This is a genomic window from Leifsonia sp. SIMBA_070, from assembly GCF_046534635.1.
Lineage (GTDB): Bacteria > Actinomycetota > Actinomycetes > Actinomycetales > Microbacteriaceae > Leifsonia.
In genome coordinates, this window is record NZ_JAWRYK010000414.1 from 1 (window position 1) to 264 (window position 264).

Annotated in this window: 1 protein-coding gene; it reads right to left on the reverse strand. The window is 34.1% G+C overall.

Annotated features, from left to right (window positions below; translation table 11 throughout):
• Positions 1-141: 141 nt before the first annotated feature.
• Positions 142-252, reverse strand: coding sequence for an Imm47 family immunity protein (imm47, locus tag SB754_RS20895; protein ID WP_410784266.1), 111 nt, complete (start codon positions 250-252; stop codon positions 142-144).
• Positions 253-264: the final 12 nt, after the last annotated feature.

The following is a 264-nucleotide window of genomic DNA, read 5'->3' on the forward strand; positions in this document are numbered from 1 at the left end:
TTAGTAAATACTAAAATTAAACAAAATTCAAAAATATATGAAACATAAACCTAACCAACTGATTTGATCGTATCTTTTGGTATAACAATAAAAAGCGGATCCCCAAAAATCTTGGGTCCGCTTTTTTCATTTTTGAAACTACTATGTCAGTAGCTGATGACCGTAAAAGTACTTACTCCCCTTCTCCCATTTTTTCGTAGCCAGCTGATCGACATAGCTGATAAAGCTTTTATAATTGCTTGCGCCAATGATCGTGTCGTATTC